This is a genomic window from Streptomyces virginiae (genome assembly GCF_041432505.1).
Lineage (GTDB): Bacteria > Actinomycetota > Actinomycetes > Streptomycetales > Streptomycetaceae > Streptomyces > Streptomyces virginiae_A.
In genome coordinates this window covers 1,128,173-1,151,695 of record NZ_CP107871.1, presented here as the reverse complement: position 1 = coordinate 1,151,695, position 23,523 = coordinate 1,128,173, and the positions used below count along the sequence as shown (strand labels likewise).

At 72.8% G+C, this 23,523-nt stretch carries 22 protein-coding genes; 15 read left to right on the top strand and 7 right to left on the bottom strand.

The genetic code is table 11. The annotated features are described in order from the left end of the window. Positions 1–118 precede the first annotated feature (118 nt). Both OG624_RS05515 and OG624_RS05510 read left to right on the top strand, forming a co-directional pair. A complete protein-coding gene (locus tag OG624_RS05515; RefSeq protein ID WP_033214024.1) occupies positions 119–754 on the top strand; it encodes an alpha-ketoglutarate-dependent dioxygenase AlkB in 636 nt (211 codons plus the stop codon). 59 nt (positions 755–813) lie between these two features. Next, entirely contained in the window at positions 814–1,185 is a 372-nt protein-coding gene (locus OG624_RS05510; protein ID WP_033214023.1) for a VOC family protein, read from the top strand. A gap of 25 nt (positions 1,186–1,210) precedes the next feature. On the opposite strand, the gene OG624_RS05505 is transcribed toward OG624_RS05510, so the two are convergent. After that, positions 1,211–1,507, bottom strand: a complete 297-nt coding sequence (locus OG624_RS05505) for a YkvA family protein (protein ID WP_033214022.1) — start codon at positions 1,505–1,507, stop codon at positions 1,211–1,213. Between the two features lie 7 nt (positions 1,508–1,514). Continuing rightward, positions 1,515–2,027 carry a MarR family winged helix-turn-helix transcriptional regulator gene (locus OG624_RS05500; protein ID WP_051762206.1) on the bottom strand — a complete coding sequence of 171 codons (513 nt, stop codon included), beginning with the start codon at positions 2,025–2,027 and terminating at the stop codon, positions 1,515–1,517. Between the two features lie 122 nt (positions 2,028–2,149). Here OG624_RS05500 and OG624_RS05495 point away from each other — a divergent pair, with 122 nt between their 5' ends. The 3 genes from OG624_RS05495 (at position 2,150) to OG624_RS05485 (ending at position 7,303) form a co-directional block, all read left to right on the top strand. Next, the gene (locus tag OG624_RS05495; protein WP_033214021.1) at positions 2,150–2,713 is read left to right on the top strand and encodes a DoxX family membrane protein; all 564 of its coding nucleotides are present in this window, start codon (positions 2,150–2,152) and stop codon (positions 2,711–2,713) included. 185 nt (positions 2,714–2,898) lie between these two features. After that, complete coding sequence (locus OG624_RS05490; protein ID WP_371639164.1) at positions 2,899–5,454, top strand: discoidin domain-containing protein; 2,556 nt, start codon at positions 2,899–2,901, stop codon at positions 5,452–5,454. 64 nt (positions 5,455–5,518) lie between these two features. Further along, the gene (locus OG624_RS05485) at positions 5,519–7,303 is read left to right on the top strand and encodes a glycoside hydrolase family 15 protein (RefSeq protein ID WP_033214017.1); all 1,785 of its coding nucleotides are present in this window, start codon (positions 5,519–5,521) and stop codon (positions 7,301–7,303) included. Between the two features lie 15 nt (positions 7,304–7,318). Here the strand turns inward: OG624_RS05485 and OG624_RS05480 are convergent, their stop codons facing one another. Then, positions 7,319–9,562, bottom strand: coding sequence for a SpoIIE family protein phosphatase (locus OG624_RS05480; RefSeq protein ID WP_326750335.1), 2,244 nt, complete (start codon positions 9,560–9,562; stop codon positions 7,319–7,321). Between the two features lie 187 nt (positions 9,563–9,749). Here OG624_RS05480 and OG624_RS05475 point away from each other — a divergent pair, with 187 nt between their 5' ends. Next, complete coding sequence (locus OG624_RS05475; protein WP_161297038.1) at positions 9,750–10,487, top strand: class I SAM-dependent methyltransferase; 738 nt, start codon at positions 9,750–9,752, stop codon at positions 10,485–10,487. A gap of 69 nt (positions 10,488–10,556) precedes the next feature. Here the strand turns inward: OG624_RS05475 and OG624_RS05470 are convergent, their stop codons facing one another. Next, complete coding sequence (locus OG624_RS05470) at positions 10,557–11,465, bottom strand: alpha/beta hydrolase fold domain-containing protein (protein ID WP_371639163.1); 909 nt, start codon at positions 11,463–11,465, stop codon at positions 10,557–10,559. A 211-nt stretch (positions 11,466–11,676) separates the two neighbouring features. On the opposite strand from OG624_RS05470, the gene tdh reads away from it, so the two are divergent. The 4 genes from tdh to OG624_RS05450 all read left to right on the top strand — a co-directional run bounded on the left by tdh (position 11,677) and on the right by OG624_RS05450 (position 17,130). Then, positions 11,677–12,705, top strand: a complete 1,029-nt coding sequence (tdh, locus tag OG624_RS05465) for an L-threonine 3-dehydrogenase (protein ID WP_033214014.1) — start codon at positions 11,677–11,679, stop codon at positions 12,703–12,705. Between the two features lie 166 nt (positions 12,706–12,871). Beyond that, complete coding sequence (locus OG624_RS05460) at positions 12,872–14,080, top strand: glycine C-acetyltransferase (RefSeq protein WP_033214013.1); 1,209 nt, start codon at positions 12,872–12,874, stop codon at positions 14,078–14,080. 84 nt (positions 14,081–14,164) lie between these two features. Beyond that, positions 14,165–15,079 (top strand): LysR family transcriptional regulator, encoded by a 915-nt coding sequence (locus OG624_RS05455; protein ID WP_030730228.1) that lies wholly within the window; start codon positions 14,165–14,167, stop codon positions 15,077–15,079. A gap of 137 nt (positions 15,080–15,216) precedes the next feature. Continuing rightward, positions 15,217–17,130, top strand: coding sequence for a S41 family peptidase (locus OG624_RS05450; protein WP_161297036.1), 1,914 nt, complete (start codon positions 15,217–15,219; stop codon positions 17,128–17,130). 59 nt (positions 17,131–17,189) lie between these two features. Here OG624_RS05450 and OG624_RS05445 read toward each other — a convergent pair whose 3' ends face one another. Further along, positions 17,190–17,969 carry a DeoR/GlpR family DNA-binding transcription regulator gene (locus OG624_RS05445; protein WP_033214011.1) on the bottom strand — a complete coding sequence of 260 codons (780 nt, stop codon included), beginning with the start codon at positions 17,967–17,969 and terminating at the stop codon, positions 17,190–17,192. Positions 17,970–18,186: 217 nt separating this feature from the next. Here OG624_RS05445 and OG624_RS05440 point away from each other — a divergent pair, with 217 nt between their 5' ends. The 4 genes from OG624_RS05440 (at position 18,187) to OG624_RS05425 (ending at position 20,895) form a co-directional block, all read left to right on the top strand. Continuing rightward, entirely contained in the window at positions 18,187–19,089 is a 903-nt protein-coding gene (locus OG624_RS05440) for an SIS domain-containing protein (RefSeq protein WP_371639162.1), read from the top strand. Continuing rightward, positions 19,086–19,922, top strand: coding sequence for a class II fructose-bisphosphate aldolase (locus OG624_RS05435; protein ID WP_371587284.1), 837 nt, complete (start codon positions 19,086–19,088; stop codon positions 19,920–19,922). Before OG624_RS05440 ends, OG624_RS05435 begins: the two co-directional genes overlap by 4 nt. A gap of 71 nt (positions 19,923–19,993) precedes the next feature. Continuing rightward, positions 19,994–20,536 (top strand): hypothetical protein, encoded by a 543-nt coding sequence (locus OG624_RS05430; RefSeq protein ID WP_371639161.1) that lies wholly within the window; start codon positions 19,994–19,996, stop codon positions 20,534–20,536. Positions 20,537–20,616: 80 nt separating this feature from the next. After that, positions 20,617–20,895, top strand: coding sequence for a hypothetical protein (locus OG624_RS05425; protein ID WP_371639160.1), 279 nt, complete (start codon positions 20,617–20,619; stop codon positions 20,893–20,895). Here OG624_RS05425 and OG624_RS05420 read toward each other — a convergent pair. Continuing rightward, positions 20,882–21,568, bottom strand: a complete 687-nt coding sequence (locus OG624_RS05420; RefSeq protein ID WP_051762195.1) for a hypothetical protein — start codon at positions 21,566–21,568, stop codon at positions 20,882–20,884. The two genes, OG624_RS05425 and OG624_RS05420, sit on opposite strands and share 14 nt — an antisense overlap. A 73-nt stretch (positions 21,569–21,641) precedes the next feature. Further along, positions 21,642–22,193, bottom strand: a complete 552-nt coding sequence (locus tag OG624_RS05415; RefSeq protein WP_371639159.1) for a DinB family protein — start codon at positions 22,191–22,193, stop codon at positions 21,642–21,644. A gap of 124 nt (positions 22,194–22,317) precedes the next feature. Between OG624_RS05415 and OG624_RS05410 the strand changes: the two genes are divergently transcribed. After that, positions 22,318–23,508: an acyl-CoA dehydrogenase family protein gene (locus OG624_RS05410; RefSeq protein ID WP_033214005.1), complete on the top strand. Its 1,191-nt coding sequence runs from the start codon at positions 22,318–22,320 to the stop codon at positions 23,506–23,508. Positions 23,509–23,523 lie beyond the last annotated feature (15 nt).

The window sequence follows — 23,523 nt, the reverse complement described above, 5'->3', positions numbered from 1 at the left end:
CAGGCCCGCCGTGACGTAGCCGGGCGGCTCCTCGGCGGACCAGCCCGCCGGGGTCAGGGAGGCGGCACGCCACCCCTACATTCGTGCACATGTTCGGTTTCAGGGCTAGGTTGGGGGCATGCACGCAGTCCAGGGCCTCCAGGGTTCCCTCTTCGACCAGGGCGACGAGATCCGGCTCGGCCCGCTCGGCGGGATGCGGCGTACCGAGCTCGGCGCCGGCGCCTGGGTCGACCACCTGCCCGGCTGGCTCGGCGGTGCCGACGCGCTCTACGAACGGCTGGCCGTCGACGTGCCCTGGCAGGCCGAGCGGCGGCAGATGTACGAGCGGGAGGTGGAGGTGCCCCGGCTGCTCGCCTTCTACGCCGCGGACCGGCCCCTGCCCCACCCCTCGCTCACCGCCGCCCGCGAGGTGCTCACCCGTCACTACGCCGCCGAGCTCGGCGAGCCCTTCACCACCGCCGGCCTGTGTCTGTACCGCGACGGCCGCGACAGCGTCGCCTGGCACGGGGACCGGACCGGCCGGTCCCGGGCCGAGGACACGATGGTGGCCATCGTCTCGGTCGGCGACCCGCGCGATCTCGCGTTCCGGCCCCGGGGTGGCGGGCCCACCCTGCTGCGGCTGCCCCTGGGACACGGCGACCTCGTCGTCATGGGGGGCTCCTGCCAGCGGAGCATGGAGCACGCCGTACCCAAGTCGACGCGGGCCGTCGGTCCCCGCATCAGCATCCAGTTCCGACCCCACGGCGTCCGCTGACCCTCCGCGGCAGAGGTCGCGGGTTGCGGCCCCGCCGTGGGGCGGGAAGGCTGGGGCGCATGGATCTCGGCGCCTTCTCCGTGAGTCTGACCGTGCGCGACCTCGACGCCTCCCGCGCGTTCTACGAGAAGCTCGGATTCGCCGCCTTCGGCGGGAATCCCGAGCAGGGCTGGCTGATCCTCAAGAACGGCGACGTCGTGATCGGGCTGTTCGTGGGCATGTTCGAGAAGAACATGCTGACCTTCAACCCGGGCTGGGACAGCAGCGCGAGCGCGCTCGACTCGTTCACCGACATCCGCGAGACGCAGGCGCGGCTGAAGGCGCGGGGCGTGGAGTTCCTGACGGAGGTGGACGAGTCGGGCTCCGGTCCGGGCAGCTTCCTCGTCGTCGACCCGGACGGGAACCCGGTCCTCTTCGACCAGCACGTCTGATCCGCGCGGGGCGGGCCGGATCGGCTCAGGCGGGGGCGCCGGGCTCCTTCGAGGAGCGGGCGGCCCCGGCCGCCGCGTGCAGCGAGCGCAGCGCAAGCAGCAGGATCCCGATGTCGTCCAGGTACACCGGGTCCGGGATCAGGTCCACCGGCGAGACGGTGTAGACGACCGCGACCCAGAACAGCGCCTTGTCCTGCAGCGGGATCCCCGCGTCGACCAGCAGCCGCCGGGCCGCGAAGACGCGTGTCAGCAGCACGGCGGCGAGGATCGCGAGCCCCACCGCGAGGAGTGTGCCCAGGGCGAGCCAGACCTTTCCGTCCATGGCGGCCCTATACCCCGATATCGGGCCGCGATACCTCGGAGACGGTCGGAGTCGCTCCGGCGGCCTCTCCGCGCAGCCGCCGGCCGACCTCGCCCAGTCCGTCGGCGAGCGCGTCGAGCTGCTCGGCGGTGAGGACGTCGACGAGGATCTCCCGGACCGTCGCCACGTGCCCGGGGGCCGCCTCCTCCAGCTTGGCGCTGCCCGCGTCGGTGAGGACGGCGAAGACGCCGCGCACGTCGGAGGGGCAGCTGCGGCGGCGGACCAGGCCGGCCTTCTCCATCTGCGTGACCTGGTAGGTCAGCCCGCTCTTGGAGTTGATCAGGCCGTTGGCGAGCTCGGTCATCCGCAGTTCGCGCCCGGGCGCCGCGGCGAGCCGTACGAGGATCTCGTACTGGGGGTGCGAGAGGCCGGCCTCGTCCTTGAGCTGTTGGTCGAGACGGCGGTTCACCAGGGCCGACGCGGCGAGGAATCCGCTCCAGGCGCGCATCTCGCGGTCGTCCAGCCATCTCGGTTCAGCCATGGCTCCAGACTACACGGGTTGTTCCAATTTGAATCAATGGTTAGGGTCAGGGTCCAGCGGTTCGAATTTGAACAACTCCTCCTGCCTCCCCACCGGGCCGCCCGACCGGAAGGACCCCCCCGATGACCAGCCCCTCCGTCACCTCGACGAAGCCGCAGGCCGCCGCACCGGCCGTACGTCCCGCGCTCGCCTCCCTCTCCACTCCGGGCCACGACACCGGCCTGCTCCTGCTGCGCCTGGTCCTCGGTCTGACCATGGCGGCGCACGGCGCGCAGAAGCTCTTCGGCTGGTTCGGGGGCGGCGGCATCAGTGGCACCGGTCAGTTCTTCACCGCCAGCGGCTACCCCGCGGGTGACGCCATGGCGGTCCTCGCCGGCCTCACCGAGACCCTCGGCGGGCTCGGGCTCGCCCTCGGTCTGCTCACCCCGCTCGCCGGAGCCGCGATCGTCGGCACCCTCATCAACGCGATCGCCGTCCACGGCGCCGACTCCTTCTTCGCCCCGAAGGGCATCGAGTACGAGCTGCTGCTGACGGCCGGCGCCGCGGCCCTCGCCCTCACCGGCCCCGGCCGCTACGCCGTCGACCGCTTCCTGCCCGTCCTGCGCGGCCACCGCCTCGCCCACGGCGCCCTCGCCGTCGCCCTCGGCGTGGTCCTCGCCGTCGTGCTGCTCCTCGTACGCGACTGAGAGGTCGAAAGGCCGTCGCGATCGTCGACGCCGGGTGGGCCGCAGTGGGTCGCAGTGGGCCGCCCGGCGTCGACGCGTTCCGACCAGCCGTACGGTTTCGCGCCAACTCTTTTTGATCTCAGGCGGGTTGCTGCTGTGCTCACCTATGTTCTACGGGGCACATCGGTTCGCCCCAGGAGGTCAGATTGCAGAACAGGCGCTTCCTCGCCCTTCACCGCGCGATACGCCGTTCCCACCTGCTCATCGCCCTCGGCCTCGGCTCGCTGCTGATCGGTCTGACCCCGTTGTTCGTGGTCACGAGTACGGCAGCGGCCGGTCGCGCCCCGGCACCCCGTCCGGCGCCCGTGCCCTTCGGCCAGCAGACGGCGAAACAGTCGCCGCACCACGGCATCGTCCCCGCCAACGCGATGGAGCCGACGGCCCCGGTCCTCGACCGGGCCGGATGGACCGCCACGGCGAGCGACGAGGAGACCGGCGCCGAGAACGGCCGCGCGGCCAACGTCCTCGACGGGAACACCGCCACCCTCTGGCACAGCAAGTGGGCTCCCACCCCCACCCCGCTGCCGCACAGCATCACCGTCGACATGCACCGCACCGAGGTCGTCTCCGCCCTCGTCTACCGTCCCCGCACCAACGGGCCCAACGGGCGCGTCGGTGAGTACAGCATCAGCCTCAGCGCCGACGGACTGGGCTGGGGGACCCCGGTCGCCACCGGCACGCTCGCGGACGACGCGAGCACCAAGACCCTCGGATTCGCTCCCCAGGGCGTCCGGTTCGTCCGGCTGACCGCGCTCAGCGAGGCGGGCGGACGCGGACCCTGGTCCTCCGCCGCCGAGATCGACCTGCTGGGCGACCCCGGCACCCCGGCGGCCACCATCGACCTCTCCCGCGCCGGATGGACCGCCACGGCGAGCGACGAGGAGACCGGCAGCGAGAACGGCCGCGCGGCCAACGTCCTGGACGGCAAGGACGACACCCTCTGGCACAGCAAGTGGGCTCCCACCCCCACCCCGCTGCCGCACAGCATCACCATCGACATGCACCGCACGGAACTGGTCTCCGCCCTCGTCTACCATCCCCGCTCCAACGGGGCCAACGGGCGCGTGGGCGCGTACTCCGTCGCCACCAGCACCGACGGCGTCACCTTCGCCGCACCGGTGGCCACGGGCACCTGGCGCGACGACGACACCGTCAAGACCGCCACCTTCACCCGCGCCGCGTCCGCCCGCTTCGTCCGGCTGACCGCGACCGGCGAGGCCGGCGGTCGCGGACCGTGGAGCTCCGCCGGCGAGATCCGCCTGAGCGGACCGTCCAGCCCGGCCGTCCACGGCTCCTGGGGCCGCATCACCGGCTTCCCGCTCGTCCCGGTGGCCACCGCGGCCCTGCCCGGCGACAAGCTGCTGGCCTGGTCCGCGTACGCCGTCGACCGCTTCGGCGGCAGCAACGGCTACACGCAGACCGCGATCCTGGACCTGAAGACGGGCAAGGTCACCCAGCGGCGCATCGACAACACCGGACACGACATGTTCTGTCCCGGCATCGCCATGCTCGCCGACGGCCGGGTCCTGGTCACCGGCGGCAGCAACGCGGAGAAGGCGAGCATCTACGACCCCGCCACCGACGCCTGGTCCGCCACCACGAGCATGAACATCGCCCGCGGCTACCAGGCCATGACCCTGCTCTCCACCGGCGAGGCCTTCGTCCTCGGCGGCTCCTGGAGCGGATCCACGGGCACCGACAAGGCCGGTGAGGTCTGGTCCCCGGACACCCGCACCTGGCGCACCCTTCCCGGGGTGCCCGCCGCCCCGGCACTGACGGCCGACCCGGCCGGACCGTACCGCGCCGACAACCACATGTGGCTGCATGCCACTTCGGGCGGCAAGGTGCTGCAACTGGGCCCGAGCAAGCAGATGAACTGGATCTCCACCAGCGGGCAGGGCGGCATCACCCCCGCCGGCACCCGGGCCGACAGCCAGGACGCCATGACCGGCAACGCCGTCGCCTACGACATCGGCAAACTGCTCACCCTGGGCGGCTCACCCGCCTACCAGGACAGCCCCGCCACCCGGCGCGCCTACACCGTGGGCATCTCGGGCAACCAGGTCCAGGCCGCCCGCACGGGAGACATGGAGCATGCCCGCGCCTTCAGCAACAGCGTGGTCCTGCCCGACGGCAAGGTGGCCGTCTTCGGCGGTCAGGCCTATCCGGTGCCGTTCAGCGACGCCACCTCCGTCCTGACCCCCGAGCTGTGGGACCCGGCGACCGGCACCTTCACCCCGCTCGCCACCATGGCCGTGCCGCGCAACTACCACAGCGTGGCCAACCTGCTGCCCGACGGACGGATCTTCTCCGGCGGCGGCGGTCTGTGCGGCGACTGCGCCACCAACCACGCCGACGGGGCGATCTTCACCCCGCCGTACCTGCTCAACGCGGACGGAACCCCGAAGCCGCGCCCCGCCATCACCGCCGGCGTACCCCCCAGGGCCGCTCCCGGCGCCTCGCTCACGGTGAGCACCCAGGGCCCGGTGGCGTCCTTCGTCCTCATGCGGGCCGCCGCCGCGACCCACTCCACCGACAACGACCAACGCCGGGTGCCCGTGGTGTCCACCGCCGCGGGAGGTGGCACGTACCACGTGTCCGTGCCCGCCGACACCGGTGTGGTCCTGCCGGGCACCTACATGCTCTTCGCCCTCGACGCCCAGGGCGTACCGAGCATCGGCCAGTTCGTCACGATCTCCTGATGCCATGAGAGGTGTCCGGGGCCTGAGCTGATTGGCCCCGGACAATCAGGGGAATAGCGCACAAATGACACAACCCATCGAAGACTACGCACTCATCGGCGACCTGATGACCAGCGCACTGGTCGGCCGTGACGGGTCCATCGACTGGCTGTGCCTGCCGCGCTTCGACTCGGCGGCCTGCTTCGCCAAGCTCCTCGGCGAGGAGGAGAACGGCCACTGGCGCATCGCGCCCCTCGACGCCGCCATCGGCGAGCCCTGCACCCGTCGCGCCTACGTCGACGGCTCGCTGATCCTCGAGTCGTACTGGGAGACCGAGACCGGGACCGTCAAGGTCACCGACTTCATGCCCCAGCGCGAGATCGCCCCCGACGTCATCCGCATCGTCGAAGGCATCAGCGGCACCGTCCGGATGCGCAGCACCCTGCGCCTGCGCTTCGACTACGGCCACGTCGTGCCCTGGGTGCGCCGCAGCGACGGCGATCGGGTCGCGATCGCGGGCCCCGACTCCGCCTGGTTCCGCAGCGAACCCCCGGTCCGCACCTGGGGCGAGGCGAACAGCACCTGCTCCCAGTTCCCGGTCACCGCCGGCCGGCGCGTCGCCTTCGTCCTGACCTGGCACCCCTCGCACCGGCCGCGCCCCGAGCCCTGCGACCCCTTCGACGCCCTCGACCAGAGCCTCGCCGACTGGCGGGAGTGGACCGCGCAATGCCGCTACGAGGGCCCGTACCAGGAGGCGGTCACCCGCTCCCTGATCACCCTCAAGGCCCTCACCTACGCCCCGACCGGCGGCATCGCCGCCGCGGCCACCACCTCCCTTCCCGAGGAACTCGGCGGCGTCCGCAACTGGGACTACCGCTACTGCTGGCTCCGGGACTCCACCCTCACCCTCGGCTCGCTGCTGTCCACCGGATTCCTCGACGAGGCCCGCGCCTGGCGCGAGTGGCTGCTGCGCGCCGTCGCCGGCGACCCCGCCGACCTCCAGATCATGTACGGCATCGCAGGCGAGCGACGGATCCCCGAGAGCGAACTGCCCTGGCTGCGCGGCTACGCCTCCTCCGCCCCGGTCCGCGTCGGGAACGCCGCCGTCGACCAGCTCCAGTTGGACGTGTACGGCGAGGTCATCGACTCCCTCCACCTCGCCCGATCGGCCGGGCTGCCCGCCGAACGGCACGCCTGGCGGATCCAGCTCGCGCTGCTCGACTTCCTCGAACGCAACTGGCAGCGGCCCGACGAGGGCCTGTGGGAGGTCCGCGGCCCCCGCCGCCACTTCGTGCACTCCAAGGTGATGGCGTGGGTAGCCGCCGACCGGGCCGTACGCACCCTGGAGAGCGACCCCTCCCTGGACGGCGAGGTGGAACGCTGGCGGGCCATGCGCGACGAGGTGCACCGCGACGTGTGCGACCGGGGCTACGACCCCGTGCGCGGCACCTTCACCCAGTACTACGGTTCCGAGGAGCTCGACGCGGCGACCCTGCTCATCCCCAGGGTCGGATTCCTGCCGCCCGACGACCCCCGTGTCATCGGCACGGTCGACGCGGTACGTGCCGAGCTCGGCAGCAGCGGACTCGTCCGCCGCTACAGCACCGCCGGCTCCACGGTCGACGGGCTGCCGGGTGACGAAGGAGCCTTCCTGGCCTGCTCGTTCTGGCTGACCGACGCCCTGCACATGACGGGCCGCCGGGAGGAGGCCCGCGCCCTGTTCGAGCGACTGCTGGCCGTACGCAACGACGTCGGCCTGCTCGCGGAGGAGTACGACCCCCTGGCCGGACGCCAACTCGGCAACTTCCCGCAGGCGTTCAGCCACGTCGGCCTGGTGAACAGCGCGCTCACCCTGGCGAGCCCGGACTGAACCGCCCGGCACCCCTTATGGGTCCCCGCCGGTACGGGAGGCCAGCAACAGGGCGATGTCGTCCGGCCGGTCGGCGGTGTTGCCCGCCTCGTTGATCAGCCGGTCGGCGGTCTCGGTCAACGGGGACGGCCGGGCCGCCTCCAGCGCCGTCCGCAGCCGCTCCACCCCGACGTCGATGTCGAGCCCCGGCTTCTCCACCAGCCCGTCCGTGTAGAGGGCGAGGATCGAGCCCGTCGTCAGCCGCAGCTCCGTGACCGGGTACGAGGCCTCCGGATCGATGCCGAGCACCACCCCGCCCGCCAGGTCCAGCACCTCGGTCCGGCCGTCCGGGTGGCGCAGCAACGGCTGGGGGTGCCCGGCCCGCGCCGCCATGACGGAGCCGGACGCCGGGTCGAGCAGCATGTAGCAGCAGCTCGCGAACTGGCCCGGATCCAGGTCGATGAGCAGCTGGTTGGTACCGCTCACCACCTGCTCCGGGGTGCTCCCGCTGAGCGCGAAGGCCCGTACCGCGCTGCGCAGCTGGCCCATGGTCGCCGCCGCCGCCACACCGTGGCCCTGGACGTCCCCGATGACCAGGGCCAGCAGGCCCGCGCCCGTCTCGACGACGTCGTACCAGTCGCCGCCGACCTCCATGCCCTGGGTGCCGGGGAGGTAGCGGCCGACGGTGTCCACGTGCTCGCGCACCGGCAGCCGGTGCGGCAGCAGGGCCGACTGCAGACCACGGGCGAGCGCCACCTCGCTGTCGTAGCGCCGGGCCCGCGCGAGCGCCTGCGCGATCAGACCGGCCAGCGCCGTCAGCACCGTACGTTCCTCCGGGCTGAAGCCGCGGGGCGAGTCGAAGCCGAGGATGCACGACCCGACGGGACGCCCGGAGGCGATCAGCGGCAGGAACGCGCGGGCGCCGACATCGGCGTCCAGCGGAATCCCCGGATAGGCGGTGGCCAGGTGCTGCATCGACTCGAAGAACATCGGCCGGCCCGTGGTCAGCGTCTCCACGCCCGGCAGCCGGACGTCGAGGGAGACCCCGTCGAACCGGTTGAGGAAGCCCTGTGGGAAACCGGTCTCCCAGGCCAGGTACAGATGTCGCTCGTCCAGCAGGTAGATCGCCAGTTGGCGGCCGCCGAAGGCCGGCAGCAGCTCCTCGGTCACCACCGCCGACACCTGCCGGGCCGTGACCGCCTCCGTCAGCGCGATGGCCAGGGCCACCGGCCGGTACAGGGCCGAGGCCTCGTCGGCGGACACGTCGAGGTCCGCGTACCCGTCCACGTCCGTGTCCATGTCGGCGTCGGTGTCGGCGCGGGCGTGGGTGTCGGCGTCGGTGTGGGCGCCGGCGTCCGGGTCATGCCGGGTCCGTGACGCGGGCGTGTAGGCCGGTTTCACGGAGGTGCCCAGGGTCAGCGTCACGCCGTCGGCCGCGGGATACAGGTCCACCGACAACCACTGACCGGGCGCGTGCCGGCCGCGTCGGGCGGGGAAGTGCACCGGCTCGCCGGACATGAAACCGGCCCGGAAGTGGTCCTCGTAGGCGGGATGCCCGAGCCACGGCAGCGCCTCCCACAGCAGCCGCCCCCGCAGATGCGGCCCGTCGATGCCGAGCAGCGCCTCCGCCGCGGTGTTCACGTAGCCGATCCGGCCCTCCCGGTCCAGGGACAACACCGCCTGCGCGAGCCGGTCCGCAGCCCTGCGGGCACCCTCGGCCCCGGCCTCGGGCGGTGGCGCCGGTACCCCCATCGGGTCGCCCTCCCACAGCACCCGCCCCCCGGCCGCCGCGAGGGCGGTGAGGTCGGCGGCCAGCTGCTCCGCGGCCCGCCGCAGCCGTTCGCGGTCCGCGGTCCCGACCGGGATCCCCGGGGTCGCCTCGCGCAGCACCACCAGCACCCCGAACCGTTCCGTCCCGGCGGTCACCGGCTCGTACAGCGAGGCGAAGGTGAACGGCAGCCCGGCCATCAGCTGCGGGAAGCGGCTCATCGCCGACTCCGCGTCGGGCAGGAGCACGGCCTGCCCGGAACGGTAGGCCTCGGCGACCGGGTACGGGCGGTTCACCTGCATCCGCCACCAGGGCCGGAACAGCTGCAGCGGCAGCCCCGTGAACACGGCCAGCAGCAGCAGTCCGGTGGTGGGCGAGCGCAGGTAGATCCCGGCCGCGTATCCGCCGACGGCCTCCAGCGCATGTGTGGCGGCCCGCACGAGCACCTGGGCCGTCGCATCGGGGGCATCGCCGGTGTCAGGCGCGGCGCCGAGGCTGTCCGCTCTGGCCATCACACAGCCAGGATGCGCCCTCGGCGGCGGCCGCTGCATCCCGGCCGGTCGGGGCCGGGCCCCGGCCGATAGGCCGACCGCTTCCCTCGTCCGGGGGACGCACGGGTGTGCGGGCCACCCCCCGCGGGACGGCGCGGGGCACGATACCCAGGCGTCCCACCCCCGGCAGGCCCCCGGAAGGCAGAGCATGCGGTTCCAGTACGACACCATCGGCGAGCGCTACGCGGAGTCCACGAGCACGGCGGCCTTCTCCGCGGCCGACACCTACACCCTGCACGGAGCCCTCGACGCCCTCGGCGGGGTGCGCGGGCTCGACGCCCTCGACCTGGCCTGCGGATACGGATACAACACCCGGCTGCTGGCCCGCGGCGGGGCCCGGCGGACCGTCGGCGTCGACGTCTCGGAGGAGATGATCCGACAGGCCCGCGCGCACGAGGCGACCAAGGACCGGGCGGACGTCGAGTACCACGTCGCCGACGCCGCCGGCCTGCCCCACCTCGGCCCCTTCGACCTCGCGACCGCCGCCTACGTCTTCAGCTACGCGCCCGACCGCAGGTCCCTGCACGCGATGTTCCGGTCCGTCCGCGCCCACCTGCGCGCGGGCGGGCGGCTGCTGGCCATCGTCCCCAACGCGGGGGCGTTCCCGCGCGTGGACTGGTCGCCGTACGGGGTGCGCATCCTCGACCGGGTCCGGGACGGCGACGCGCCGCTGCTCAAGGCGCATTTCCTGACCGAGCCGCCGGTGCCCTTCGAATTCCGCGAATGGGCCCACGCCGACCTCGCCGAGGCCGCCGTCGAGGCGGGCTTCGTCACCGTCGGCTGGCAGCCGAACCGGACCCCTCCCGCCGACGCCGTACGCGACGAGGCGTACTGGACGGCGTACCGCGCCTGGCCGATCAGCTCACTGATGACCTGTACGGCGTAGGGGGCGGCCGTCACCGAACCGCCGTCACGATCCGCCGTGCCCGCCCTGGCTGCCGTGCCCGCCGTGCTCTCAGAGCTCCGCCGTCGACCTGATCAGCTCGACGATCCGCTCGCGCGCCGCCCGCCCCTCCGGGACGGGCAGCAGCGGGTACCCGTGCGGCAGCCCCGCCGCCTCGTGGAACTCCACCTCGGCCCCCTCCGCGCGGGCCCTGCGGAGCAGCTCCCGGCTGTCCGTGGCCAGCACGTCCCGGGTCCCGGTGAACACCGTCATCGGCGCCAGCCCGGCGAAACCGCCGTGCAGCGGGCTCACCCGAGGGTCGTCGGCGGCCAGGGTCCCGGCGTACAACCGACCGGCTTCCAGCAGACCCGGGCGGGCCAGCAGCGGATCGGCCGCCTCGAGGGCCGCCTGGTCCGGATGGCTCATGGTCACGTCCAGCCAGGGCGAGATCAGCACGATCCGGGACGGCTGGTCCCCGGTGCGGTCGCGCAGCCGCTGCGCGGCCGCCAGCGCCAGCCCGGCCCCGGCCGAGTCCCCGATCAGCACCGTCCCGGCGGAGCCGCCGCTCGCGATCAGCCCGCTCAGCAGGTCGGCCGCGATCGGGACGGTCCGGTCGGCCGTGCCGCGCGGAGCGAGGATGTACGCCGGTACGACGACCCGCGCCCGCGCCTGTGTGACCAGGGTCCGGATCAGCGCCCAGTGCGGGCGGACCAGCTCGTGGATGTACCCGCCGCCGTGCACGTACAGCACATGCGCCGCGGGCTCCGTCCCGAGCGGGGAGACGTCGTACACGGGCCAGGCTCCGACGAAGGTCCGCGAGATGTCGGCGACCCGACCCAGCCGACGCGGCGGCAGATGGGAGGCGGGCCTGCGGGCGGACTCCGCCACCCTGGTCCGGACGGCCTCCGCGCTCGCGTACCGTCTTCGCCGTCCCGCCGCGATCAGCGCCGCCGACAGCGCTCTGCTGCGCAGACTCGGCACGCCCCTCACCTCCCCTTTTCCCCACGCCGTCGCCGGCGCGAGCCCCTGCCCCGTCACGGGAGGAGCATAGGCGTGAAGCTGTGCTGTCGACCCGCTTAAGAAAGTCTCGATGGACTGATCACCGCGCCGATCGGCAGATTGGTGCACGTCACCACCGCCGTTCGGGCCCATCCGCCCGCGGCGTACCCTTCCGCATGCCTGGAGCCACCCCATGAAGGCACTCGTCAAGCACAAGGCAGAACCCGGCCTGTGGCTCATGGACGTCCCCGAGCCCGAGTACGGCCCCGGCGACGTGCTGATCAAGGTGCTGCGCACCGGTATCTGCGGAACCGACCTCCACATCCGTGCGTGGGACGGCTGGGCGCAGGGTGCGGTCAAGACCCCCCTCGTCCTCGGCCACGAGTTCGTCGGCGAGGTTGCGGCGCTCGGCGCGGACGTCCAGGACATCGAGGTCGGCGCGCTGGTCAGCGGCGAGGGCCACCTGGTGTGCGGCAAGTGCCGCAACTGTCTGGCCGGCCGCCGCCACCTGTGCCGCAGCACGATCGGCCTCGGGGTCGGCCGCGACGGCGCCTTCGCCGAGTACGTGGTCCTGCCCGCCCAGAACGTGTGGGTGCACCGCACCGCCGTGGACCTGGACGTCGCCGCGATCTTCGACCCCTTCGGCAACGCCGTGCACACGGCGCTGTCGTTCCCGCTGGTCGGCGAGGACGTCCTGATCACCGGCGCCGGCCCGATCGGCATCATGGCGGCGGCCGTGGCCCGGCACGCCGGCGCGCGCAGCGTGGTCATCACCGACGTCAGCCCCGAGCGCCTGGAGATCGCCCGCAAGGCGGGCGCCACCCTCGCGGTCAACGTCGCCGAGTCCTCGATCGCCGAGGCGCAGGCCAAGCTCGGCCTGCGCGAGGGCTTCGACATCGGCCTGGAGATGTCCGGGCGCGCCGAGGCCATGCGCGACATGATCGACAACATGACGCACGGCGGCCGTATCGCCATGCTGGGCCTGCCCGCCCAGGAGTTCCCGGTGGACTGGGCGAAGGTGGTCACCTCGATGATCACGATCAAGGGCATCTACGGTCGTGAGATGTTCGAGACCTGGTACGCGATGACGGTGCTGCTGGAAGGCGGGCTCGACCTCAGCCCGGTCATCACCGGCCGCTACTCGCACCGTGACTTCGAGGCCGCCTTCGACGAGGCGTCGACCGCCCGCAGCGGCAAGATCATCCTGGACTGGACGGCTTAAGCAGCCGCCACGCCGCGGTCGGCGCAGCGTTCGCCGTACCGGCCGCCGCACCGGCCGTCCCACCCACCGAACCATCTCCCTCGGGCCGGGCCCCGCACACCCTCCCCCCTCCGCGGGGTCCGGCCCCCTCCCTCGTCGCCCTCCGCCGCACAAGGAGAACCGCACCATGTTCGAGACCGTCCGCGAGGACCTGCGCTCCACCCTCGACGAGATCCGCGCCGCCGGCCTGCACAAGCCCGAGCGCGTGATCGGCACCCCGCAGAACGCGGCCGTCGCCGTCACCTCGGGCGGCGCCGCCGGCGAGGTGCTCAACTTCTGCGCCAACAACTACCTGGGGCTGGCCGACCACCCCGAGGTCGTCGCCGCCGCGAAGGACGCGCTGGACCGCTGGGGCTACGGCATGGCCTCGGTCCGCTTCATCTGCGGCACCCAGGAGGTGCACAAGGAGCTGGAGGCACGGCTCTCGGCCTTCCTCGGCCAGGAGGACACGATCCTGTACTCCTCCTGCTTCGACGCCAACGGCGGCGTCTTCGAGACCCTCCTCGGCGCCGAGGACGCGGTCATCTCCGACGCCCTCAACCACGCCTCGATCATCGACGGCATCCGCCTCTCCAAGGCCCGCCGCTTCCGCTACGCCAACCGCGACCTGGCCGAGCTGGAGGCCCGCCTGAAGGAAGCCACCGAGGGCGGCGCCCGCCGCAAGCTGATCGTCACCGACGGCGTCTTCTCCATGGACGGCTACGTCGCCCCGCTCGCGGAGATCTGCGACCTGGCCGACCGCTACGACGCCATGGTCATGGTCGACGACTCGCACGCCGTCGGCTTCGTCGGCCCCGGCGGCCGCGGCACCCCCGAGCTGCACGGCGTCATGGACCGCGTCGACATCATCACCGGCACCCTCGGCAAGGCCCTCGGCGGCGCCTCCGGCGGCTATGTCGCGGCCCGCGCCGAGATCGTGGAGCTGCTGCGCCAGCGCTCGCGCCCGTACCTCTTCTCCAACTCCCTCGCCCCGGTCATCGCGGCCGCCTCCCTCAAGGTCCTGGACCTGCTGGAGTCCGCCGGTGACCTGCGCGAACACCTCGCCGCCAACACCGCGCTCTTCCGCACGAAGATGACCGAGGCCGGCTTCGAGGTGCTGCCCGGCGACCACGCCATCGCCCCCGTCATGATCGGCGACGCGGCCGAGGCGGCCAGGATGGCGGAGCTGCTCCTGGAGCGCGGCGTGTACGTGATCGGCTTCTCCTACCCGGTGGTGCCGATGGGCGCGGCGCGCATCCGCGTCCAGCTCTCCGCGGCCCACTCGACGGCCGACGTCGAGCGCGCGGTGGCCGCCTTCATCGACGCCCGTGCGGCCCTCGGAACCGCTGGGGCCTGACGGGAACACGAGGCCGCAGCGGAGCACGAGGTCGGAGGGGAACACGAGGTCGGAGGGGCCTGCGCACCCTGAGACAATGGTGGGGTGATCGACCCCCGCCGGCTGCGCATCCTGCGGGCCGTGGCGGACCACCGTACGGTGACCGCCGCGGCCGCAGCCCTGTACCTCACCCCCTCCGCCGTCTCCCAGCAGCTCGCGGCGCTGGAACAGGAGACGGGCCACGCGCTGCTCACCCGCAGCGGACGCGGCGTACGGCTCACCGCCGCCGGTGAGATCCTGCTGGGCCACGCCCACGAGGTGCTCGCGCAGCTGGAGCGGGCGGAGGCGGAACTCGCGGCGTACGCGGGTGGTTCGGCGGGCGAGGTCACCGTCGCCGCCTTCGCGACGGGCATCGCGGAGGTACTGGCTCCGGCCATCGCCCGACTCGCGCTGGAACGGCCCGGCATCCGGTTGCGGGTCCGGGACGCCGAGGGCGACCAGAGCCTGCCGCTGCTGCTGGACGGTGAGGCCGACCTCGCGCTGGCCGTCGAGTACCGGGGCGGCCCGGGCGCCGACGACGCCCGACTGTCCGTCCTCCCGCTGTACGCGGAACCCTTCGACGCGGTCCTGCCCTCGGGGCATCCGCTGGCCGACCTCCCCGCGGTGTCGCTGGCGGACCTCTCCGACGCGGACTGGGTGGGCCAGTACCCCGGCAACCCGTGCCACGACGTGACGCTCCTCGCCTGCGAACTGGCGGGCTTCCAGCCCCGGTTCGTGCACTCCTCCGACGACTTCCGCGCCGTGACGGCCTTGGTGGGCGCCGGGGCCGGAGTGGCCCTCGTACCGCGCTCGGCCCTGCGCGGCATGGACCTCAAGGAGGTCCAGGTCCGCCCGGTCACGGGCCCGGCCGCGACCCGCCGCGTCTTCGCGGCGACCCGCCGAGGCGGCGAGACCCACCCGCTGATCGCCCCCGTCCTGGCGGCCCTGGTCAGGGAATCGGAGCGGCTGCCGGCCCACTGAGGCCGTCGGTGGAAGGGTGAATGGTTTCGCCACAGGCCTGTACGGGTGAACTCCGGCGCGCGCTCTGTCGGCGCCGGTCCCCACGGTCGAAGACTGTGCCCCGAGCCGTCGGAGCCCCACCCGATCACGGAGGCATCATGGGTCGATCCACTGCCGAAACCGCTCCCGAGTACCTCAGCCTGACCGCCGAGCCGGTGCGTGAACACCTGGCCGCCGCCACCCAGCTCGAAACCTTCCTCACGGGTGCGGGCACCCTCACCCTCGACCAGCGGATGCTCCTCGTCGACCAGGCGCTGGTGCTGCTGGAGCAGAACTACGTACACCTGCCCCTGAAGATCTCGATGCACGCCGTCAACCCCGTACAGCGGCTGCGCCTCATCCGTCGGCAGCTGGAGCAGCAGACGGCGGCCACCATGCCGCCCGAGTGGATCTTCCACGCGGAGATGTCCAAGGTGTTCCACTCGGTCCGGGACCTGCACACCAACTACCAGCTGCCCGCACCGTTCGCCGGGAGGATCGCCTTCCTCCCGTTCCTGGTCGAGGAGACCACCGACGGACCGGAGCCCCGTTTCCTGATCACCCGCGTCGTCCAGGGATTCTCCGCACCGGCCTTCGCGCCGGGCGTCGAGGTCACCCACTGGAGCGGTGTCCCCATCGAGCAGGCCGTCGAGCTCAACGCCGCCCGGTTCGCCGGAGGCAACGCGGCGGCGCGCCGCAGCCGGGGCGTCGAGTCGCTGACGGTGCGCTCGCTCTCGGCCCATCTGCCCCCCTTCGAGGAATGGGTGACCGTCAGCTACATCGGTGCCGACGGCGTCGCCCGCGAACTGCGCGAGAACTGGCAGATCGTGGAGAACCGCCCCTCGGCGGCCGGCCCGGAGGGCGAGGCCTCGCTCGTCCTGGGCCTGGACCACGAGTCCGAGGAGGTCAGCCGGGCCAAGGTCATGCTCTTCGTCCCCCACGTCATCGAGCAGCAACTGGCCGTGGACGCGGGGAGGTCCCCGGACATCGCGGCGGGCGAGACCGCGAGCACGATGCCGGAGGTCTTCACGGCCCGTACCGTCCAAACCCCCTCGGGAACCTTCGGGCACATCCGCATCCACACGTTCCACGTCCCCGACGCCGGTGCCTTCGTCGAGGAATTCGTCCGGCTGATCGGCGAGCTGCCGCAGAACGGCCTGATCGTCGACGTGCGCGGCAACGGCGGCGGCTCGGTCTGGGCCTCCGAGCTCACCCTCCAGACCCTGACGCCCCGGCGGATCACCCCGGAACCGTTCCAGTTCATCAACACCCCCCTCAACCTGCGCATCTGCCGCAGCAACCCCAGGCTGCGGCCGTGGGTGACCTCCATGGAGCAGTCCGTCGAGACCGGCGCCACCTTCTCCGCCGCCCTGCCCCTCACCCCGGAGGACCTCGCGAACCGGATCGGCCAGCAGTACTTCGGGCCGGTCGTCCTCATCACCAACGCCCGCTGCTACTCCGCGACCGACATGTTCGCGGCCGGCTTCCAGGACCACGCGATCGGCACCGTGCTCGGTACCGACGACAACACCGGAGCGGGCGGCGCCAACGTCTGGGAGCAGGGCCAGTTCATGGAGGACTTCCCGGTCGCCTCCTCGCCGTACCTCCCGCTGCCGAACGGAGCGGGGATGCGCGTGGCGATCCGTAGATCCCTGCGGGTCGGCGAGCGGGCCGGGACGCCCCTGGAGGACCTCGGGGTCGTCCCGGACGAACGCCACCGGATGACCCGCCGGGACCTCCTGGAGGGCAACGTGGACCTGATGGCACGGGCCGGCGAACTCCTGCGGTCCCAGCCCGTGCGCGAGCTGACCATCGCCGACGTCACGCGCGCCGACGGCTCGCTCCGCCTCAGCCTGAAGACCGCCAACGTCGACCGGGTGGACGTGTACCTCGACCGCCGGCCGCGCACGTCGGTGGACATCCCCGACGGGCGGGCCGACGTCACGGTACCGGGCGCCGGCGCGGCCACGTCGGTACGGGTGGACGGCTTCGCGCTGGGCGAGCTCGTCGCCAGCAGCAGCAGGCGGTTGTAGGGCACGGCCGCGGCGGACGGGAGGGCGGCCGGGCCCCGGGAGGCCCCGGCCGCGCCCCCTCAGACCCGCAGCACCTCCACGCCCGCGGCCGCGAACTCCTCGGCGACCTCCGCCGTCAGGCCGGTGTCCGTCACCAGCACGTCCACCGACGAGGTCGCGCAGATCCGGGCGAACGCGCGGACGCCCAGCTTGCTGGAGTCGGCCGCGACGACCACCCGGCGGGCGCGTTCGCACAGCAGGCGGTTGATCGATGCCTCGTCCTCGTGGCGGGTCGCCGCGCCGTCCGTCGGGTCGAAGCCGTCCACGCCGAGCACCGCCGTGTCCACCGCGAGCTGGCCCAGCACCTGCTCGGCGAGGGGGCCGGTCAGCTCGTACGACTGGGGGCGGGCCACCCCGCCGGTCAGCACGATCTTGAACTGCGGTCGGATCACCAGCTCGCCCGCGATGTTGAGGGCGTTGGTCACCACCGTGAGCGCGGGCGAGCCCTGGGCCAGGTCCGGGCGCCCGGCCAGGGCCCGCGCCACCTCGGTGGTCGTGGTGCCGCCCGTCAGGCCGATCACCTCGCCCGGGGTGATCAGGGCCGCCACCGCCTCGCTGATCCGCTGCTTCTCGACGGCACGGCGCGACGTGCGGTAGCGCAGGGGGAGTTCGTACGAGACCCCGTGCAGCACGGCCCCGCCGCGCGTGCGGACCAGCAACTGCTGCTCGGCCAGCTGGTCGAGGTCGCGGCGGATGGTCGCGGCGGACACGCCGAGGGTCTCCGCCGCCGGTTCCACCTCCAGCTCGCCCCGTTCCACGAGCAGGTCCAGCAGCGCCTGCCAGCGCTCCTTGCGGGTCATCGGCCGCCCCCTTCGGTGTTCTGCGACATTCGTTCCACGGCGTTCAACGGCGTTCCGCGCGGTCCACGGCGTTTCCCGGCGGCGCCCATCGGCCCGCCCGGCGACACTAACTCAGCCGCTCCAGCCGTGGATGCTTGAAGTTGCGTGAAACGGGCCGCTACCTTGCAGGAACACGCAATCGAGCCTTCCGGACCCGCCTGTCACAGAGGGAGCCTGCATGAGTCACGTCGCGTACGAGTTGGGCACACAGCCCGCATGCTGGGAGCGGGCCGCCGAACTGGCCCCGGCCAGGCGGGCGGTGCTGCCGCTGCCGGGGGAGCGTACCGCGATCGTCGGGTGCGGGACCTCGTACTACATGGCCCAGGCGGCCGCCGTGCTGCGCGAGGAGGCCGGGCAGGGCGAGACCGACGCCTTCCCCGCCTCGGAGTTCCCGCGCCACCGCCGCTACGACCGGGTCGTCGCCCTGACCCGGTCCGGCACCACCACCGAGGTACTGGACCTGCTGGCGGGGCTCCGCGACGCGGGCGTACCCACGACCGCGGTCGTCGGCGATCCGGCGACCCCGGTGATGACCGCCGCGGACGAGCTGGTCGTCCTCGACTTCGCCGACGAACAGTCCGTCGTGCAGACCCGGTTCGCGACCACCGCCCTCACCCTGCTGCGCGCCCACGTCGGGCTGCACACCCCCTCCGTGGTCGCCGACGCCCGCACCGCCCTCATCGAGCCGCTGCCCGCCGACATCGCCGGCCGGGGCCAGTTCACCTTCCTCGGCCGTGGCTGGAGCGTCGGGCTCGCCCACGAGGCGGCGCTGAAGATGCGCGAGGCCTCGCTGTCCTGGGCCGAGTCCTACCCGGCGATGGAGTACCGGCACGGGCCGATCAGCGTCTCCGGACCCGGCACCGTCACCTGGTCGCTCGACGCGGCCCCGGACGGGCTCGCCGAACAGGTCCGCGCCACCGGCTGCCAATGGGTGCCCGGCGGGCTCGACCCGCTGGCCGAACTGGTCCGCGTCCACCGACTCGCCCTCGCCGTCGCCGCCCACCAGCAGCTGGATCCGGACGCACCGCGCCATCTCACGCGCTCGGTGATCCTCGCCACCGGTGAGGAGGCCGTCCGATGAGCCTCGTCCGTGCCGGCGATCTGGTCCTGGAGGCGGCCGCGGCCGGCCGCGCCGTCGCCGCCTTCAACATCATCACCCTGGAGCACGCCGAAGCCGTCGTCGCCGGGGCCGAGGCGGCCGGCCTGCCGGTCATCCTCCAACTGAGCGAGAACGCCGTGAAGTTCCGCGACGGGCGGCTGCTGCCCATCTCCCGGGCGGCCGTCGCGTGCGCGGAGGCCGCCGGAGTCCCCGTCGGCCTGCACCTCGATCACGTCAAGAGCTCCGAGCTGCTCCGGCAGGCCTGCGACGCCGGATACAGCTCGGTGATGTACGACGCCGCGCACCTCCCGTACGCCGAGAACCTGGAGGCCACCCGGTCCGCGGCCGACTGGGCCCACGCCAACGGGCTGTGGATGGAGGCCGAGCTGGGCGAGGTCGGCGGCAAGAACGGCGCCGCCCCGCTGGACCCGCACGCGCCCGGCGCCCGTACCGACCCCGACGAGGCCCGGCGGTTCGTCGCCGACTCCGGGGTCGACGCCTTGGCCGTCGCCATCGGCAGCAGCCACGCGATGACCAGCCGGACCGCGGCCCTGGACCACGTGCTGCTGGCCCGTCTGGCCAAGACCGTGGACGTGCCGCTCGTCCTGCACGGGTCCTCCGGACTGCCGGACACCGAGCTCGCGGCGGCCGTCGCGGGCGGCATCCGCAAGGTCAACATCGGCACCGCCCTCAACGTGGCGATGACCGAGGCCATCCGTACCCACCTGACCCCGGCGGACCCCCGGCCGTACCTGACGGCGGCCCGTACGGCGATGACGGCGACGGCGACGGCTATGATCGGCGCCCTGAACTGAGGGGTGGCAGGTGACCGGTGGCAGATGACCGGTCACGGGCTACGGGCTACGGGCTACGGGGGACGGCGATCATGGACACGCAGCGGGGACGCACGAACCGCCGCCGATTCCTGCTGATCGCCGGCCTCCCGCTGCTGACGGCGGGCGCGGGCCTGACCTACCTGATGTGGCCGGAGCCGTCGCGCCGGCCCGAGGTCCGCACCGACCTGGAGCCGCTGAACCGGCGGCTCGGGCCGTTCCTCGGCGAGCTGACCGACGCGCACTGGCTGGGCTACGACATCGACGACGCGGGTGACGGCCGGAGCATTCCCGGCCCCGACTCGCGGATCCGGGTGGTCGGCGTCGCCCATTTCCCGGCCGGCGGCGCGGCCGCGATCACCGGCAAGCCCGACCACGCCTTCGCCGCCGCCGGCGGGGCTCCGTCCGACCTGCCCGACGCGCTGCGGCAGTACCTGCCCGCCGCCGCGACCTGGCAGCACAGCCCCGGCTTCGACGCGTACGCGAACGGCCAGGGCGCCGCGGGCCAGGCCTCCGACGGGATCCCCTCGGGCCGGTACCTCTTCGACCCGGCCCGCGACCTCGTCCACTTCGACGTCCTGTACCTCTTCACCTGACATCCCACTCAGCGGGAGGACGTACGCGGCGCCGCTGAAGGTGCGCCGCGCGCGGTGTTCCGTCGTACGGCAGCCGTGCCGTGCCGTACTGGAGGTGGCCGGTGGCCTCGGCGGTCTCGCCCACCGGGGCCGTACTGGCAGGCCGACACGGAGCGAGGACGCTGTCGCTCGCCGCCGCCGCCGCCGACCCGGCCGGGCACGCCGCGCTCGCCGCCAACTGGACGGCGCACGAACGGGCCTGCGCCGACGTGGGCCGGGACGCCGATCGGACGGGGATGTGCCTTACCTACCCGCCGGAGGAGCACATCGAGGTATTGATCCGGCCGGGCCTGGCGGGGGCGGGCGTCAGCTCGGTGTGAGGCGGGCCTGGTGGTACTGGATCCCGTGCCACCGGGCCTGGTCCGGGCGGGCGCCCCGGTCCAGGGTCCGGGTGCCCTCGGCGAGCGTCAGGGCGTGTCCGGCGGACAGGACGAGAGCGACGAACCACCTGGTCCGGTCGGGCTCGACGGTCTCGTCGTAATACCAGTCGGCCGTGACACGGACCTCCCCGGTGAGGAACGGCCTTTGCAGGAAGTCCTGGACGGGGAGCGGGAAATGGCCGAGCACCCCCTGGGCCTCCCGGTCCAGCTCCAGGCGCAGTACCGGAGCCCCCGGCAGGCCCGGGGCGGTGGCCCGCCCGTCCGCCGGAGGCCTCCCGTCGAAGGACCGGCTGTGCAGCGAGCCGGGCTCCACCCGGGTGCGCTGCCCGCGGTACTCCGCCACTCCGTCCCGCAGCACCTGGCCGACCCGGCACAGCCCGCGGTCCCCGACCACCAGAGCGGCGGGCCGGCCGTCGGCGTCCGGCCCGGCCCACCAGGTCAGGCACCGGCCGGCCTTCTCCAGCAGCCGGGCCCGTACGTCCTCCGGAAGCAGCTCCCAGTAGGCGTGCCGGGCCGGGATCTCGGGGTCCGTGGGGAGCGCGCCCGGCTCGTGGATCTGCGTCACCGCCCGCGTGAACTCGGGGTCCTCGCGGCGCCATGCGTCGATGTCCATATCCGCCCATTGTGCGGCAGGCGCCGGAACCACACGTGCGTTTCCGGTGAGTTGGCCGGGCCGGCCCGTGTGCTCAGATGCCCCTGGCCCCGTCGATCCGTTCGCGCAGGAGGTCGGCGTGCCCGTTGTGCCGCGCGTACTCCTCGACCATGTGGATCAGCACCCAGCGCAGCGACACCTTCCCGCGCCACGCGTCGACCGCCTCGACGTCCAGATCGGGTGCATCGGCCACGAACCGTTCGGCGAAGGCCACTTCGGCCCGCCACGCCTGCCAGGCCGCCTCGACCGCCGCGGGATCCGCGAGGGCCCCGTCGAAGTCCCCGTCGGGATGCTGCGCCGAGGAGAACAGCGGCGGCGCGTCCTCACCCGCCAGGACCAGCCGGAACCAGCGGCGCTCCACATCGGCCAGGTGCCGCACCAACCCGAGCAGCGAAAGCGTGGACGGCTCCACCGACCGGTGCGCCAACTCGTCCTTCAGGCCAGCGCACTTGAGCTCAAGGGTGGTGCGGTGGTCCGCGAGGAAGGCGACCAGCATCGGCCGCTCGTCACCGGTCGCCGGGCCGCCGAAGCGGCCGTCCCGCTCGGGCTCGACGAAGAATTCCGCTCTGCTGCGTGGGCTCGTCATGGTGGCGAGTATGAACGCCGGCCTGGAGCTGCCGGCACCCGGGTCCTTCCGAATTCTTGTAACAGGTTCTACTCTGACCGCCGCCACCACAGCGCCCGTAGGACCGTGAGACCCCGGAGGGGCCGTGCATCTCGAATACACGCCTGAGCAGCAGCAGTTGCGCACCGAACTGCGCGCCTACTTCGCCGAGCTCGTGCCGCAGGACGTCTACGCACGCTACGAGGACCCGGCCGCCCAGAAGCGCTTCTACCGGGACACCATCCGCCGGCTCGGCGCCGACGGCTGGCTCGGGGTCGGCTGGCCCAAGGAGTACGGCGGCCGCGGGATGACCCCGATGGACCAGTTCATCTTCTTCGACGAGGCCGCGCAGGCCGTCGTACCGCTGCCGCTGATGGCGCTCAACACGGTCGGGCCGACCATCATGCAGTTCGGCACCGAGGAGCAGAAGGCGTACTTCCTGCCGAAGATCCTCGCCGGGGAGATCGACTTCGCCATCGGCTACAGCGAACCCGACGCCGGCACCGACCTCGCGGCGCTCAAGTGCAAGGCCGTCCGCGAGGGCGACGAGGAGACCGGCACCTACGTGGTGAACGGCCAGAAGATCTGGACGACCAACGGAGACACCGCCGACTGGGTCTGGCTCGCCGTCCGCACCGACCCCGACGCCCCGGCCCACAAGGGCATCACCATGCTCCTGGTCCCGACCTCGGACCCCGGCTACTCCTGCACCCTGATCAACACCCTCGCCTCGCACGACACCACCGCCAGCTACTACGAGAACATCCGTGTTCCGGCGAGCCGCCGCGTCGGCCAGGAGAACAAGGGCTGGCGTCTGATCACCAACCAGCTCAACCACGAACGCGTCACCCTCGCCGCCCACGGCACCATGGCCATCCGGGCCCTCCACGACGTCCAGCGCTGGGCCGCAGCGACGAAACTCGCCGACGGCCGCCGGGTCATCGACCTCTCCTGGGTCCGCGGCCGCCTCGCGCGCACCCACGCCCGGCTCGACGCGATGAAGCTGCTCAACTGGCAGATGGTGGGCGCGGTCCAGGCCGGCACCCTCACCCCGCAGGACGCCTCCGCGGTCAAGGTGTACGGATCGGAGGCCCGCCGGGACGCGTACGCCTGGCTGATGGAGATCGTCGGCGCGGCCGGCTCCCTCAAGGACGGCTCGGCGGGCGCGGTCCTGCACGGCGAACTCGAACGCGGCTACCGCAGCGCCGTGATCTTCACCTTCGGCGGCGGCAACAACGAGATCCAGCGCGAGATCATCTCCTGGATCGGCCTCGGCATGCCACGCGTACGCCGCTGAACGGCTGGGACCTGC

Coding starts and splice junctions, on each gene's coding strand:
- OG624_RS05475 (WP_161297038.1), top strand. CDS start 9,750: ATGCGGTTCCAGTACGACACCATCGGCGAGCGCTACGCGGAGTCCACG.
- OG624_RS05515 (WP_033214024.1), top strand. CDS start 119: ATGCACGCAGTCCAGGGCCTCCAGGGTTCCCTCTTCGACCAGGGCGAC.
- OG624_RS05445 (WP_033214011.1), bottom strand. CDS start 17,969: ATGACCCGCAAGGAGCGCTGGCAGGCGCTGCTGGACCTGCTCGTGGAA.
- OG624_RS05450 (WP_161297036.1), top strand. CDS start 15,217: ATGGGTCGATCCACTGCCGAAACCGCTCCCGAGTACCTCAGCCTGACC.
- OG624_RS05485 (WP_033214017.1), top strand. CDS start 5,519: ATGACACAACCCATCGAAGACTACGCACTCATCGGCGACCTGATGACC.
- OG624_RS05435 (WP_371587284.1), top strand. CDS start 19,086: ATGAGCCTCGTCCGTGCCGGCGATCTGGTCCTGGAGGCGGCCGCGGCC.
- OG624_RS05505 (WP_033214022.1), bottom strand. CDS start 1,507: ATGGACGGAAAGGTCTGGCTCGCCCTGGGCACACTCCTCGCGGTGGGG.
- tdh (WP_033214014.1), top strand. CDS start 11,677: ATGAAGGCACTCGTCAAGCACAAGGCAGAACCCGGCCTGTGGCTCATG.
- OG624_RS05510 (WP_033214023.1), top strand. CDS start 814: ATGGATCTCGGCGCCTTCTCCGTGAGTCTGACCGTGCGCGACCTCGAC.
- OG624_RS05430 (WP_371639161.1), top strand. CDS start 19,994: ATGGACACGCAGCGGGGACGCACGAACCGCCGCCGATTCCTGCTGATC.
- OG624_RS05415 (WP_371639159.1), bottom strand. CDS start 22,193: ATGACGAGCCCACGCAGCAGAGCGGAATTCTTCGTCGAGCCCGAGCGG.
- OG624_RS05480 (WP_326750335.1), bottom strand. CDS start 9,562: ATGGCCAGAGCGGACAGCCTCGGCGCCGCGCCTGACACCGGCGATGCC.
- OG624_RS05420 (WP_051762195.1), bottom strand. CDS start 21,568: ATGGACATCGACGCATGGCGCCGCGAGGACCCCGAGTTCACGCGGGCG.
- OG624_RS05460 (WP_033214013.1), top strand. CDS start 12,872: ATGTTCGAGACCGTCCGCGAGGACCTGCGCTCCACCCTCGACGAGATC.
- OG624_RS05500 (WP_051762206.1), bottom strand. CDS start 2,027: ATGGCTGAACCGAGATGGCTGGACGACCGCGAGATGCGCGCCTGGAGC.
- OG624_RS05440 (WP_371639162.1), top strand. CDS start 18,187: ATGAGTCACGTCGCGTACGAGTTGGGCACACAGCCCGCATGCTGGGAG.
- OG624_RS05495 (WP_033214021.1), top strand. CDS start 2,150: ATGACCAGCCCCTCCGTCACCTCGACGAAGCCGCAGGCCGCCGCACCG.